Raw genomic sequence first — 14143 nt, 5'->3', positions numbered from 1 at the left:
TTCTCGATATATCGAGTCGATACATCGGCGCGACATACGACAGCCCAGGAGAGGGAGGCGGCCGGCGTGAGCAGGCGGTCGGGAGTGCTGGAGTTCGCCGTACTCGGCCTGCTCCACGATGCCCCGATGCACGGCTACGAGCTGCGCAAGCGGCTCAACGTCCTGCTCGGATCGTTCCGTGCCTTCTCCTACGGCACGCTCTATCCGTGCCTGAAGAGCCTGGTGGCCCAGGGCTTCCTCGTGGAGGACAACCCGGACGTCGAGTACGTCCCGGCCACCGCGCTCAACGGCAAGCGGTCGAAGATCGTCTACCGGCTCTCCCCCGAGGGCAAGGAGCGCTTCGAGGAGCTGCTCGCCGACTCGGGTCCGGACGCCTGGGAGGACGAGCACTTCGGCGTCCACTTCGCCTTCTTCGGCCAGACCGACCGGGCCGTGCGGATGCGCGTCCTGGAAGGCCGCCGCAGCCGGCTGGAGGAACGGCTGGAGCGGATGCGCAGTTCCATCGCCCGCACCCGCGAGCGGTTCGACGACTACACGCTCGAACTGCAGCGGCACGGGTTGGAGTCGGTGGAGCGCGAGGTCCGGTGGCTCAACGAGCTGATCGAGACCGAGCGCGCCAACCGTACGGTCCGGGGCGGGCCCTCACCCGCCTCGACGCAGCACGACAGGACTTCGGACGGCCGTGGTCAGGAGGACGGGTCCCCGGACCCGCCCGGGCCACCGTACGACCGCCCGGGGCGCTCCGCACAGGAGCGCTGAAGCCGCGCTCCCCCGGGATGCGCAGCAGGAGCGGGCGTTCGCGCCCGGTCAGACAGTCATTCAGTCATTCAGTCATTGAGAAATCAGCAGGACGAGACCCGCCGACTTCGGCGGATCTCAATGAGATCAGAGGGAGCAACCGGAATGGGTTCGGTTCGCGTAGCCATCGTGGGCGTCGGCAACTGCGCCGCGTCGCTGGTGCAGGGTGTCGAGTACTACAAGGACGCCGACCCGGCCGGCAAGGTCCCCGGGCTGATGCACGTCACGTTCGGCGACTACCACGTCGGTGACGTGGAGTTCGTCGCCGCGTTCGACGTCGACGCCAAGAAGGTCGGCCAGGACCTCGCGCACGCCATCGGCGCCAGCGAGAACAACACCATCAAGATCTGCGACGTGCCGCCGACCGGCGTCACCGTGCAGCGCGGTCACACGCTCGACGGCCTCGGCAAGTACTACCTGGAGACCATCGAGCAGTCCGACGAGGAGCCGGTCGACGTCGTCCAGGTCCTCAAGGACCAGCGGGTCGACGTTCTGGTCTGCTACCTGCCGGTGGGCTCCGAGGCCGCCGCCAAGTTCTACGCCCAGTGCGCCATCGACGCCAAGGTCGGCTTCGTGAACGCCCTCCCGGTGTTCATCGCGGGCACCAAGGAGTGGGCGGACAAGTTCACCGAGGCCGGCGTCCCGATCGTCGGCGACGACATCAAGTCGCAGGTCGGTGCCACCATCACGCACCGCGTGATGGCGAAGCTCTTCGAGGACCGCGGTGTCCTGCTGGAGCGCACCATGCAGCTGAACGTCGGCGGCAACATGGACTTCAAGAACATGTTGGAGCGCGACCGCCTGGAGTCGAAGAAGATCTCCAAGACGCAGGCCGTCACGTCCCAGGTCCGTGACCGGGACCTGGGCGCCAAGAACGTCCACATCGGCCCGTCCGACTACGTGGCGTGGCTCGACGACCGCAAGTGGGCGTACGTCCGCCTCGAGGGTCGTGCCTTCGGCGACGTCCCGCTGAACCTCGAGTACAAGCTCGAGGTCTGGGACTCCCCGAACTCGGCCGGTGTCATCATCGACGCCGTGCGCGCCGCGAAGATCGCCCTGGACCGCGGCATCGGTGGCCCGATCCTGTCGGCGTCCTCGTACTTCATGAAGTCCCCGCCGGTGCAGTACTTCGACGACGAGGCCCGCGACAACGTGGAGAAGTTCATCCGCGGCGAGGTCGAGCGCTGAGCTGAGCCCGACGGGCCGAACTGACGGCTCATGGACTCCGGTGGGGGTCCCGGCACTGCCGGGGCCCCCACCTCCGTTCTCCCCGGGCGTTGTTTCACGTGAAACAACGCCCGGCCTCGTGGCACTCTTGGCGGGTGGCCATCACAGCGAACGGCAGCACCAGGGCTCCCACCCGTGCCACCCTCACCGGGCTGCTTCGCCAACGGGACTTTCGCCGCCTGCTGACCGCCCGGGTGCTGTCGCAGCTCTCCGACGGGGTCTTCCAGGTCTCGTTGGCCGCCTATGTGGTGTTCTCGCCGGAGAAGCAGTCCTCCCCCGCCGACATCGCCTCGGTGCTGGCGGTGATGCTGCTCCCGTTCTCGGTGATCGGTCCCTTCGCCGGCGTGCTGCTGGACCGCTGGCGCCGCAGACAGGTGCTCTACCTGGGCAACCTCGCCCGGTTCGGTCTGGGCCTGGTCACCGGAGGGCTGCTGCTGGCCCGGGCCCCGGAGTGGCTGTTCTTCGTGGCCGCGCTCCTGGTCACCGCTCTCAACCGGTTCATCCTGGCCGGGCTCTCGGCCGCCCTCCCCCGGGTCGTCGTACCGGACCAACTCGTGACCGCGAACGCCGTCTCCCCCACGCTCGGCACCGTCGCGGCCGCCGTGGGCGGCGGTCTCGGGTTCCTGCTGCACCAGGTGCTGCCGCCGGGCGCCCGGGCCGACGCCGCGCTGGTCACCGTCGCCGCCCTGCTCTACCTCTGCGCGGCCCTGGCCGCCCGGCGGATGGCGCCGGACCTGCTCGGCCCGGCCCAGCACGCCGACCGTCCCGCCCTGCGGCAGGCGCTGCGCGAGGCCGCCGGAGCGCTCCGGGCCGGTGTCCGGCACCTGGTGCGCGACTGCCGGCCGGCCGCTCACGCGCTGGCCGCCGTCACCGCCGCACGGTTCTGCTACGGCGTGCTGATCGTGGTCGTCGTGATGCTCTCCCGCTACACCTTCAACGATCCGGCGGACAGCGCCGCCGGTCTGGCCACGCTCGGCCAGGCGGTCGGACTCTCGGCCGCCGGGTTCTTCCTGGCCGCCGTGATCAGCCCCTGGTGCACCCGCCGACTCGGCCTCGCCGGGTGGATGACGGCCTGCCTGGCCGCCCCGGTGGTGTTCGTGCCCGCGCTCGGACTGGCCTTCTCGCTGGTCCCGGGCCTGATCGCGGCACTGCTGCTCGGTGTGGTCACCCAGGGCACCAAGATCTGCGCCGACACCGTGGTGCAGGAGTCGGTGGAGGACGAGTACCGCGGCCGGGTCTTCGCCATCTACGACGTGCTGTTCAACGTCGCGTTCGTCGTGGCGGCGGCGGCCACCGCCCTGGTGCTGCCGCTCTCCGGCCGTTCGGCGGCGGTGGTCGGCGGTGTGGCGCTGGTCTACGCGGCGGCGGCGGGCCTGTACGCACGAGCCGCGCGCCGCACCGCGCGGGAGGCGGCCCGGAAGGCGGCCCGCGCGTGCGACCGCGCCCCCGGGCGCACCGCGGGACACGGCGCCGGGCGGCCCCTGATCCGGTGACACCCGGTGACACCCCCTGCCCCTCGGCGTCACTGACGGAACGGCAACTCGCTAAGGTACGTCAGCATCTGCCACGCCGGCAGCACTCTGTCACGGGGGACTCATATGAGCACACCGCCCAATCCGTACGGTCAGCCCCAGTACGGCTACCCGCCACCGGCACCGCAGCCCGCCCCCGGATACGGGCCGCCCGCCACTCCCGGATACGGCCCGCCCGCCGCGCCCGCGCCCGGCTACGGCCAGCCGCCCGCCGCCGGATACGGGTACCCCGCCGCGCCCCCGCCGCCGGCCTACGGCCAGCCGGCCGCCCCCGGGTACGGAGCCCCCGGCTACCCGCCGGCCGGTCCGCCGCCCACCGGTCCCGCCGGCGGCTGGGGTCAGCAGCCCCCGATCCCGCCGCCGTCCGCCGCCAAGCGGATAGGCACCCGGATCGCGTTCCGGATCGCGGGCCTGGTGGTCGGCGTCATCGTGCTGATCGTCGGCTACCTGATCGTGGGCCCGAGCGTCAGCAGCGCCTCGATCGGCGACTGCGTGCACAAGGGCGGCGTCTCCGACGTCTCGATCGTCAAGTGCAGCGATCCCAAGGCCGAGTACCGGGTGGTCGGCAAGTACACCGGCACCACCGACACCTCCCGCTGCGACGGCACCCCGGGCACCACCGCCACGGTCTGGGGCAAGAGCGGCCGGCGTACCAGCCAGAAGAAGTACGTCCTGTGCCTCGGCCCGCTGCTCGGCGCCACGCCGGGTGCCACCTCCTCGGCCTCGCCGGGCAGCAGTGCCAAGCCGTCCGCCAAGACCTCGACGCCGGCCCAGAAGGTGCCCACCGACGTGGACCGGGCCAAGGCCGGCGACTGCCTGCGCAACGACCACGAGACCAGCACCAACGCCACCAACGACACCGCCCCGGACATCACCATGCTGCCCTGCAGCGATCCCCGGGCCACCTACAAGGTGGTCGCCAAGGTGCCGGGCACCACGGACGGCGACACGGCCTGCGCCAGCTACCCCGACGCGAACAGCTCGTACTACCAGGACAACGGCGTCAGCAGCTTCGTGCTCTGCCTCGCGGACGTGAACCGCTAGGCCCGTCGTCCCCCGGTCGTGCGAGGGGGGAGCCCGTACCCACGGGCTCCCCCCTCGCACGACCGGCCCGTGCCGGCCGCGGGCGTCAGCCCTGCTCGGCCCACCAGGCCCGCAGAGCGGCCACCGCCGCGTCGTGCTCCATCGGCCCGTGCTCCAGCCGCAGCTCCAGCATGTGCCTGTACGCCTTGCCCACCTGCGGACCGGGCGCCAGGTCGAGCAGCTCCATGATCTGGTTGCCGTCCAGCGCGGGGCGCACGGCGTCCAGCTCCTCGCGCGCCCGCAGCTCGACGATCCGCTCCTCCAGCCCGTCGTAGGTGCGCGACAGCGCGGCGGCCTTCTTGCGGTTGCGCGTGGTGCAGTCCGAGCGGGTCAGCTTGTGCAGCCGCTCCAGCAGCGGACCGGCGTCGGCGACGTAGCGGCGCACCGCGGAGTCCGTCCACTCGCCCCCGCCGTAGCCGTGGAAGCGCAGGTGCAGCTCGACCAGGCGCGAGACGTCCTCGGTGAGCTCCTTGGAGTACTTCAGCTCGCGCATCCGCTTGCGGGTCATCTTGGACCCCACCATCTCGTGGTGGTGGAAGGACACCCGGCCGTCCGGCTCGAACCGGCGGGTACGCGGCTTGCCGATGTCGTGCAGCAGCGCGGCGAGGCGCAGCACCAGGTCCGGGCCGTCCTGCTCCAGGGCGACGGCCTGCTCCAGCACGGTGAGCGAGTGCTCGTAGACGTCCTTGTGCCGGTGGTGCTCGTCGCTCTCCAGGCTCAGGGCCGGCAGCTCGGGCAGCACGTGTGCGGCGAGGCCGGTGTCGACCAGCAGCCGCAGCCCCTTGACCGGGTGCTCGGAGAGCAGCAGCTTGTTCAGCTCGGCCTGCACCCGCTCGGCGGAGACGATGGTGATCCGCTCCGCCATCGCGGTCATCGCCACGACCACCTCGGGCGCGGGGGTGAAGTCGAGCTGGGCGGCGAACCGGGCGGCCCTCATCATCCGCAGCGGGTCGTCCGAGAAGGACTCCTCGGGCGTCGCGGGCGTGCGCAGCAGCCGCGCCTCCAGATCGTCCAGGCCCCGGTGCGGGTCGACGAAGCCGCGCCCGGGCAGGTCGACGGCCATCGCGTTGACGGTGAAGTCGCGGCGGACCAGATCCTCCTCGATGGTGTCGCCGTACGTCACCTCGGGCTTGCGCGAGGTGCGGTCGTACGCCTCCGAGCGGTAGGTGGTGATCTCGATCAGGAAGGACCCCTCGGCGGTGTCCTTGCGCGCACCGACCGTGCCGAAGGCGATACCGACGTCCCAGACGGCGTCCGCCCAGCCGCGCACCAGTCCGAGGATCTGCTGGGGGCGGGCGTCCGTGGTGAAGTCCAGGTCGTTGCCGAGCCGTCCCAGCAGGGCGTCACGCACCGAACCGCCGACCAGGGCCAGCCGGAAGCCGGCCTCCTGGAAGCGCCGGGCGATCTCGTCGGCGACGGGTGAGACCCTCAGCAGCTCCTGGAGCCCCAGGGTCTGCGCCTCGCTCAGGCCTGGAACCGCGGCGGCATGGGAACTGGAATGATGGGCGCTGGAGTCATTGACAGTGGACACGGCTCACAAGGGTACGGGTCCCGGCCTCCGGGACGCCCGCGCCTTTCTGCCGTCCACCCGCGGACCCGGGCACCGTCTCACCCGCAGACCCCCAACACTGCGGGCCCGGCAGCGTCGTTACCATGCCGGTGGGAGCGAGTCCCGGCCAAGGCCGTACGTGGGCCGCGCCGCGGTGCCACCAAGACGGTGCGGCGGGGCGGACGGCCCGACCGCACGACCGGACATCCGGTCATCCGACGATCAGCGATCGAGAACGGCGAGGGCGAAGCGCGTGGGCGAGCCGGCACGGCACTCGGGCCTGGAGGCGTACGGACACCCCGGACGCGACGGGCGGACCGGACGGGCCCGGCGCCTGGCCGGACGGCTGGCGGCGCTCGGGGCCGGCTGCGCCCTGGTACTGGGCGCCGGTACACCGGCCGGCGCACTCGGCGCGGCCGCCGCCCCGGCGCACCCCGGCCTGATGGCCGCCGTGTCCGCCGAGTACCCGGTGGTCGTGACCGTGGACACGGTCAGCCCGACGGTGGCCACCCCGAACGGCGCCGTGACGATCACCGGCAAGGTCACCAACGGTGGCCGGACCGCCCTGAAGTCGCCGCACGCGGCGGTGCGCGCACCGCTCGGCGGCAAGCCGCTGACCTTCCGCAGCGACCTCGCCTCGGTGGCCGGCCGCAGCGACCCGTCCGGCACCGACGGCGTCGACCTGACCAGCCCGCAGGCCGCGCTGAACGAGCTCGGCCCCGGCCAGAGCCAGCCGTTCACCCTCCAGGTCGCGGTGGCCGACCTCGGGCTGGAGAAGGAGGGCGCGTACGAGCTCGCGGTCGACGTGCGCGGCTCGACGGCTGACAACCAGCGCGAGCGCCCGCTGGGCATCGCCCGGACCTTCCTCCCGTACAACCCCACCCCGACCGACGCCCAGCCGACGCCGGTCGCCACGCTCTGGCCGATCACCCACACCCCGGAGCTGGTGGCCCAGACCGTCGCCGACAACGACCAGAGCATCCCCGTCCTGCGGGACGACAGCCTGGCCACCGAGTTCGCCCCGGGCGGGCGGCTCTACGAACTGGTCGAGATCGGCGCCGGTCTGCCCGCTCTGACCTGGGTGGTCGACCCGGACCTGCTGGACACCGCGTACGCGATGACCAAGCCCTACCGGGTGCAGAAGCCCGGGACCGAGGGCAAGGCCGCGAAGGACGACAACACCACCCAGGGCGCCGGCACGGCCGCCGCGAGCGCCTGGCTGGAGAAGCTGCGGGCGGCGGTGGCCAAGAAGGACGACGAGGTCGTCTCGCTGCCCTACGCCGACCCCGACATCGCCTCGATCGCCCACAACGGCGCGGACCTGGCCGGCATCGACACCGCGCTGCGCCGTTCCGGCACGGCCGGGCAGGTGACGGCCGAGGGCCGGCTCTCGGTGGACGTCCGGGGCGACGTGGCCTGGCCGTACGAGGGCTACCTGGACCAGCAGATCGCCGGTACCGCGCAGCGCGCCGGGGACAACCTGGTGCTGGTGAACGGGGCGAGCCTGCCGGAGCCGGACGCGCTGAACCACACGCCCGGCGCGGCCCGCCCGATCGGCAACGGCCAGACCGGGGTGGTCGCCGACCCCACCGTCTCGGCGCTCTTCCAGAGTGACCTGAACACCCCGCAGGCCCAGAGCGCGGCCGTGCAGCGGTTCCTGGCCGAGACCTTCGTGATCACCCGGCAGGAGCCGCACAACCCCCGCGGACTGCTGGTGATGCCGCCGCGCTCGCTCACCGTCAACAGCGCCAAGGCGCTGGCGAGCGCGTTGCAGACCGCCCAGGCCGGCCAGTGGACCGGCCCGGTGAAGCTCGACACCGTCGCGCAGGCCCCCGCCGACCCGAAGGCGAACGGCGCGGTCCCGCCGGCGACCGACTACCCCGCCGAGGCCCGCGCCTCGGAGCTGTCCGCCAAGGCGCTCACCGACACCATGGGCATCCAGCACGACCTGGACCTGCTGATGCGCGTCCTCACCCTGCCGCAGCGGGTGCGCGGACCGTTCAGCGCCGCCATGGCGCGCTCGGTCTCCACCGAGTGGCGCACCCAGGGCCCGGCCGGCGACGCCTACCGCGAAGGGGTCCGGGACTACCTGAAGGAGCTGTCCAAGGCGGTCCGGGTCCCGCAGAAGGGTGTCATCACGTTCGCGGGTGACACCGGTGTGCTGCAGGTGAGCGTGCGCAACGACCTCACCCAGACCGTCACGAACCTCCGGCTGGTCCTCACCTCCAGCCAGCCCAACCGCCTCAAGGTGGGCGAGGCGGCGGACATCGTCCTGGGCGCCTCGCGCAGCGCCACCCTGCAGTTCCCGGCGGAGGCCCACAACAACGGCCAGGCCACCATGACCGCCCAGCTGTGGACCACCGGGCCCGACCCGCAGAAGTACGGCGAGCCGGTCCGGTTCAACGTCATGGTGACCTCGGTGACCGACGGCGTGCTGTACGTCATCGGCGGCGGGCTGGTGCTGATCGTGCTGGCGGCGCTGCGGATCTACCTGCAGCGCAAGAAGCGCGCGCTGGATCCGGAGGAGGACGGCGGCGACGGCGACGCTCCCGCCGGGAACGGCGGCGGTCCGGACGCCCCCGTGGCCGATGCCGACGGGACCGACGACCCCGCCGACGGCGGTACGGGCGACGGGACCGGCGACGACGCTTCAGCCGGTGAAACCGGTGAGGTGACCGGGACGTCCGGGGCCGGGGGCGGCGCCGGTGCTCCGTCCGGTGGCGGCGCCCGGCCGCCGGCGCAGACACCTCGCGCTACCGGCGCCGATGGCCGGGATCGGGCCACCGGTGATGAGAAGGTTGGTCCTTGATACCGCCCGACCCCCAGGGCGCCCTCCCCGAACAGCGAAGAGGTGGCATGAGCGGGCCCCGCGAGGAGCGAGCACAGAGCCCGGCCGACGGACAGCAGCCGGCCGAGACGCCTTCGGGCGACTGGTACGTGGCCGACACCTACGCCCAGGACCCGTACGCGGCCGACGCCTACACCGGGTACCCGTCCGAGCAGGACCCGTACGGTGTGCAGGCCGCCCGGGAGAGCGCCCAGCCGACGGCGTACGACGTGCCGCCGCAGCTCCCCCCGCAGGGCAACGGCTACCCCACGCCCGTGGCGGCCGGCCCTACGCCGATGGCACCGCCCGTACCGCCGGTCCAGCCGGGCTGGGACACCCCCGCCAGGCCGGCCTGGGAGGAGCCCGCGGCGAACACCGGTCGGCCCCCGCAGAGCCCCGCCGCCCCGAGCAACCCGCTGCCGCCCGTGCCCGGCGCGCCCGACACCGGGGCCCCCGGCGGCGGACCCGGCGCCCAGTGGGGCCGGCCGCAGTGGCAGGAGCCCGCTCCGGCGCCCTCCCCGTGGAACTCCGAGACCACCGAGTACGTCGGCGTGGACGCCCTGTTCGGCGGCACCCGGGGGGCACCGCAGCCGGAGTCGGCACCGCAGGCACCGCAGCAGGCACCGCAGCAGGCGCCGCAGCAGCAGTATCAGCAGCAGGTTCAGCAGCCGCTCCAGCCCGGCCCGTACCCGGGGCAGCCCGGCCCCTACCCGCCCGCTGCCTACCCGCCCGGTGCACAGCCCTACGCGGCCGGCCCGCCTCCGTACGGCCCCGGGCAGGGACCGGATCACGGACACGGGCAGGAGCCCGGCTACGGCCAGGGCCAGGAGTTCGTCCCGCCGATCGAGTTCGACCCGCCGCTCTCCGAGGCGGAGGCCACCATGCAGGTGGCCGCGGTCCAGCTGCCGCCCGCGGTGGAGCCGCGCGAGGAGATCCTGGAGGAGGAGCGGGAGGCCCGGGCCACCGGTGGCGGCGGTGGTGGCGGCAAGGTAGCCAACCTGCTGAACTCCAGCGCCATCATGGCGGCCGGCACCCTGGTCTCCCGGGGCACCGGCTTCGTCCGCACCATGGTGATCGTCGCCGCGATCGGCGCGGTCCGGATGGGCGACTCCTACAACGCCGCCAACACGCTGCCGACCCTGCTCTACATCCTGATCGGCGGCGGCGCCCTGAACGCCGTCTTCGTGCCGCAGCTGGTCCGCAGCATGAAGCACGACGAGGACGGCGGGGCCGCGTACGCCAACCGGCTGCTCACCCTGGTGATCGTCGGTCTGGCCGGTGTCTCCTTCGTGGCCGTGCTCGGCGCCCCGGTGCTGGTCCAGCTGATCGCCCACGCGCTGACCACGGACCAGGCCAGTGCCGACACCACGGTGGCGCTGGCGCGCTACTGCCTGCCGACCATCTTCTTCATGGGCATCCACGTGGTGATGGGCCAGATCCTCAACGCGCGCGGGCGGTTCGGCGCGATGATGTGGACGCCGGTCCTCAACAACATCGTGGTGATCTTCACCTTCAGCGCGTACATCTGGGTCTACGGCGGCTTCGGCAGCACCGGGGTCAACCCCGCCACCATCTCGCCCGAGGGCGTGCGCCTGCTGGGCCTGGGCACCCTGCTCGGCCTCACCGTCCAGGCGCTGGCGATGATCCCCTACCTGCGGGCCGCCGGGTTCGGGTTCCGGCCGCGCTTCGACTGGCGCGGCCACGGCCTGGGCAAGGCCGCCCGCCTCGCCAAGTGGACGTTCTTCTTCGTCCTCGCCAACCAGGCCGGCTACCTGGTGATCACCCAGCTCGCGGTGGCCGCCGGCGTCAAGGCCGGTGACCACGGCGCGGGCCTGTCCGCGTTCTCCAACGCACTGCTGATCTGGCAGCTCCCGCACGCGGTGATCGCGGTGTCGATCATGAGCGCGGTGCTCCCCCGACTGTCGCGTTCGGCCGCCGACGAGGACGCCGGCGCGGTCCGCGACGACATCTCGTACGGCCTGCGCACGACCGCCGTCGCGATCATCCCCGGCGCCTTCTTCTTCCTCGCCCTCGGCCCGGCCATCGGCCGCTCGATCTACTCCGTGGGCGGACAGCAGCAGGCCCTCGACTCGGGCACCGCGATCGGCCTGATGCTCTCCGCGTTCGCGCTCGGCCTGATCCCGTACTCGATGCAGTACGTGATGCTGCGCGGCTTCTACGCGTACGAGGACACCCGCACGCCGTTCTCCAACACCGTCTGGGTGGCCGGCTGCCAGGCCGCCTTCTCGGCCGTCTGCTACCTTCTGCTGCCGCCTCAGTGGGTCGTCACCGGCATGGCGTTCGGGTACGGCGCCGCGTACGCGGTCGGGGTCGCGGTGGCCATCCCGAAGCTCAAGCGCAAGATCGGCGGGCTGGACACCAAGCGGATCGGCCGGACGTACAGCCGGCTGGCCGCCGCCTGCGTCCCGGCCGCGGCGGTCGGCATCGGTCTCAGCCTGCTGATCGGCTCGCTGGTCGGCGGCTGGTTCGGGAGCGTCCTGACGGTGGCCGTGGCCGGTACCGCGCAGCTGGCGGTCTTCGTCCTGGTCGCCAAGCGGCTGAAGATCGAGGAGCTGAACTCGATCCTCGGAATGGTCCGCGGCCGGCTCGGCCGCTGACCACGCGTCAACCGTACACACGGGCAGACCCCGCCGGCTCGGCCGGCGGCCGCTGGGCCGGGATCGGCGATCGGGTGACCCCCGGGGGTGCCGGACCCGGCCCAGCGGCCTGTCTGCACGGGATCTCTTCACATCGAACAACCTGTTGACCTTCCCAGCGGTCGTACCGGAGGAGTAAGAGTGGGCACAATTGACCTGGCACGCGCCCGGCCCTCGGCCAGGAGCTGGCCGGCGCATTTCTCGGGACCGGGGCGACACAAGGGGAGGCATGACCACGGTGGCTGATGGCACCAAGGCGGTCGTCGAAACGTCGGAGGCGGACGAGGCGGCGGACGAGGCTGCACTGGCCATGGCGATCGACGGCCTGGCAGGCGGCATCCCGGACGAGACCCCGGCCGACGGCACGGCCGACGCCACCGGGCGGGACCCGCAGGCACCCCGTGAGCAGGCCCCGGCCGAGCCCGAGGAGAAGGGGCCCAGGAAGCCGGCCAAGCCCGTGGCCAAGGCACCGGCCAAGCCCGTGGAGAAGCCTGCGCAGAAACCTGCGGAGAAGCCCACGGCCGTGGCTCCGGCCAAGAGCCCGGCCCAGCCCGGGACCAAGCCCGCGGCCAAGCCCGTGGAGAAGCCCGCGGCCGAGGCCCCGGCCGTCGCCGAGGCGGCCGAACCCGCCGCCGGGCGGGAGGAGGGCGCCGAGACCACCGCCCCGCTCTCGGCCGACGAGATCGCCGTCGAGCTGGCGGCCGGAGCCGCCCTCGCGGCGGCCGCCGCGGCCGCCGCGGCGGTCACCGCGAGGATGCCCCGCGGCGGCACCGCACAGCCGCGTCCCAGGGCGGCCAGGACGGCTGCTGAGGGCGCGTCCGACGCCGCCGCCGATGCCCGGGACACCGGCACCCTCCCGCGCACCCTGCCGGCCCCCCTGCGGCACAGCGGCGACATGATCGGCGGCCGCTACCGGCTGGAGGAGTGCATCTCCCAGACCGAGACCTTCAGCAGCTGGCGCGCGGTCGACGAGAAGCTGCGCCGCGCCGTCGGCGTCCACCTGCTGGCCGCCGGGCACCAGCGCTCCCGCGCCGTGCTGGCCGCCGCCAAGTCGGCCGCGCTGCTCGGCGACCCGCGCTTCGTCCAGGTCCTGGACGCGGTGCAGGAGGGCGAGTTGGTGTACGTCGTCCGGGAGTGGCTGCCCGATGCCTCCGACCTGGCCAAGCTGCTCGCCACCGGCCCGATGGAGCCCTACGACGCGTACCAGATGGTCCGCCAGGTCACCGACGCCATCGCCACCGCCCACCGGCGGGGCCAGGCCCACCTGCGACTCACCCCGCGCTGCGTGCTGCGTACCGAGGGCGGGCAGTACCGGATCAACGGCATCGCCGTGGACGCCGCCCTGCGCGGCCTGACCGACGACGCCGACGGCACGGACGCCGAACTCACCGACACCCGGGCCATCGGCGCCCTGCTCTACGCCGCGCTGACCCACCGTTGGCCCTTCCCCGAGGACCGGTACGACCTTCAGGGCCTGCCCAGGAACCTCGGCTGCGTGGCGCCCGACCAGATCAGGGCCAACGTCCACAAGGGGCTCTCGGAGCTCGCCGCGCGCGCCTTCTGCGCGAACCCGCCGCACCACGCGCCCCCGATCGGCACGCCCGAGGAGCTCGCCAAGGCGATCGCGCTGATGCCGCGCATCCGGCAGCCCGAGCCCGAGCTGCCGGCCTTCGCCCCGCCCCGCCGTACGCCGCCCGCACCGGGGCCGACCACGGTGGGCGCACGGCCGGCCGGCCCGGCCTTCCACCGGCCCGCGCCACAGCTCCCCTACCCGCCCCGGCCGCGTCGCCGCCGGCTGCGCAGCACGCTCAAGGTCACCGCCTGGACGGTCGCGCTGGCCGCCGTCGGTTTCTCCTCCTGGCAACTGGTCGGCCAGCTGCGGGACAGCGGCCAGGGCGCAAACGGGCCCGCGGTCGTCCAGCCCGACTCCACGCACTCCCCGTCCGCCCGGCCGGTGGCCGCCGCCGGCGGCACCCAGGTCGCCATCGCCGACGTCCAGTCCTTCAACCCGCTGGGCGACTCGCCCGAGCACGTCTCGCAGCTGCCGAACACCCATGACGGCAACCCCGGCACGGTCTGGACCACCCAGGGGTACAACGAGCAGTTCCCCAAGCTCAAGGAGGGCACCGGGCTGCTGGTGGACCTCGGTTCGCCCCAGCAGGTCGGCTCGGTGAGCGTCCAGTTCGTCGGCAGCACCCGGGTGGAGCTGCGGGTCCCCGGTGCCCAGTCCGGCTCCGCCCCCACCAGGCCCGGCGACTACACCGCCGTCGCGGAGGGCACCGGCGACCGGGCCGAGCTCAAACCCGGCACCCCGGTGACCACCCGCTACCTCTTGCTCTGGCTCACCGCCCTCCCCAAGGATGGGGCGGACGGCCAGTTCCGGGGTCAGGTCGCCGAGATCAAGATCACCAGCTGACGGCGGCCGCGCTGCCGATACCGGCGGACCGCGGCCGGCTGCCGTCACCGACGA

Annotated in this window: 8 protein-coding genes; 7 read left to right on the top strand and 1 reads right to left on the bottom strand. The window is 73.0% G+C overall.

Translation table 11 applies throughout. The features are described from left to right. Positions 1 to 66: 66 nt before the first annotated feature. The 4 genes from OG823_RS16900 to OG823_RS16885 all read left to right on the top strand — a co-directional run bounded on the left by OG823_RS16900 (position 67) and on the right by OG823_RS16885 (position 4601). Complete coding sequence (locus OG823_RS16900) at positions 67 to 759, top strand: PadR family transcriptional regulator (RefSeq protein ID WP_371480397.1); 693 nt, start codon at positions 67 to 69, stop codon at positions 757 to 759. Positions 760 to 903: 144 nt separating this feature from the next. Beyond that, on the top strand, positions 904 to 1986 hold the full coding sequence (locus OG823_RS16895; protein ID WP_371480396.1) for an inositol-3-phosphate synthase: 1083 nt from the start codon (positions 904 to 906) through the stop codon (positions 1984 to 1986). A gap of 134 nt (positions 1987 to 2120) precedes the next feature. After that, positions 2121 to 3518 (top strand): MFS transporter, encoded by a 1398-nt coding sequence (locus OG823_RS16890; protein ID WP_371480395.1) that lies wholly within the window; start codon positions 2121 to 2123, stop codon positions 3516 to 3518. Between the two features lie 105 nt (positions 3519 to 3623). Continuing rightward, positions 3624 to 4601 (top strand): hypothetical protein, encoded by a 978-nt coding sequence (locus tag OG823_RS16885; protein WP_371480394.1) that lies wholly within the window; start codon positions 3624 to 3626, stop codon positions 4599 to 4601. 85 nt (positions 4602 to 4686) lie between these two features. Here the strand turns inward: OG823_RS16885 and OG823_RS16880 are convergent, their stop codons facing one another. Continuing rightward, positions 4687 to 6108, bottom strand: coding sequence for a CCA tRNA nucleotidyltransferase (locus tag OG823_RS16880; protein ID WP_371484511.1), 1422 nt, complete (start codon positions 6106 to 6108; stop codon positions 4687 to 4689). Between the two features lie 334 nt (positions 6109 to 6442). Here OG823_RS16880 and OG823_RS16875 point away from each other — a divergent pair, with 334 nt between their 5' ends. The 3 genes from OG823_RS16875 (at position 6443) to OG823_RS16865 (ending at position 14089) form a co-directional block, all read left to right on the top strand. Continuing rightward, the gene (locus tag OG823_RS16875; protein WP_371480393.1) at positions 6443 to 8998 is read left to right on the top strand and encodes a DUF6049 family protein; all 2556 of its coding nucleotides are present in this window, start codon (positions 6443 to 6445) and stop codon (positions 8996 to 8998) included. A gap of 47 nt (positions 8999 to 9045) precedes the next feature. Next, entirely contained in the window at positions 9046 to 11634 is a 2589-nt protein-coding gene (gene murJ / locus OG823_RS16870) for a murein biosynthesis integral membrane protein MurJ (protein WP_371480392.1), read from the top strand. A 268-nt stretch (positions 11635 to 11902) separates the two neighbouring features. Then, complete coding sequence (locus tag OG823_RS16865) at positions 11903 to 14089, top strand: serine/threonine protein kinase (protein WP_371480391.1); 2187 nt, start codon at positions 11903 to 11905, stop codon at positions 14087 to 14089. Positions 14090 to 14143: the final 54 nt, after the last annotated feature.

Source organism: Kitasatospora sp. NBC_00315 (assembly GCF_041435095.1).
Taxonomy (GTDB): domain Bacteria; phylum Actinomycetota; class Actinomycetes; order Streptomycetales; family Streptomycetaceae; genus Kitasatospora.
The sequence above is the reverse complement of the archived record's forward strand: the minus strand, read 5'-3'. Positions and strand labels throughout refer to the sequence as shown.

Coding starts and splice junctions, on each gene's coding strand:
- OG823_RS16895 (WP_371480396.1), top strand. CDS start 904: ATGGGTTCGGTTCGCGTAGCCATCGTGGGCGTCGGCAACTGCGCCGCG.
- OG823_RS16885 (WP_371480394.1), top strand. CDS start 3,624: ATGAGCACACCGCCCAATCCGTACGGTCAGCCCCAGTACGGCTACCCG.
- murJ (WP_371480392.1), top strand. CDS start 9,046: ATGAGCGGGCCCCGCGAGGAGCGAGCACAGAGCCCGGCCGACGGACAG.
- OG823_RS16865 (WP_371480391.1), top strand. CDS start 11,903: ATGACCACGGTGGCTGATGGCACCAAGGCGGTCGTCGAAACGTCGGAG.